A 272-nucleotide genomic window follows, 5' to 3' on the forward strand; every position below is an offset into this window, starting at 1 on the left:
GATTGGCGCTGAGGCCGACTTCCCCGGCTCGATCGATCGAGGGGCCATTGCTGATGTCCTGCCGCTGCTTGTCGAGATAGCTGGCGATCAGCCGCAGGTCGGCAGAACCGCCCAGCACCTGTCCGCGCGGCCGGTAGCTGAGCTCGATGTCCAGGCCCGACGTCGCCAGCCGGTTGAGGTTCAGCGTCGGCGACTCGATCCGGGTGATCTGTCCCGCCGTGTTCCGCGTGATGTTGGCGCAGAGGCTCGCCGCACCCGCAAGGCACTGGTTC

Annotated in this window: 1 protein-coding gene; it reads right to left on the bottom strand. The window is 67.3% G+C overall.

Translation table 11 applies throughout. The features are described 5' to 3' along the window. Positions 1-272 (bottom strand): hypothetical protein (locus tag V5P19_RS23610; protein ID WP_334407975.1); only part of this gene is annotated, 272 nt, incomplete at both ends.

It is taken from the genome of Enterobacter sp. UNJFSC 003 (assembly GCF_036903355.1).
Lineage (GTDB): Bacteria > Pseudomonadota > Gammaproteobacteria > Enterobacterales > Enterobacteriaceae > Enterobacter.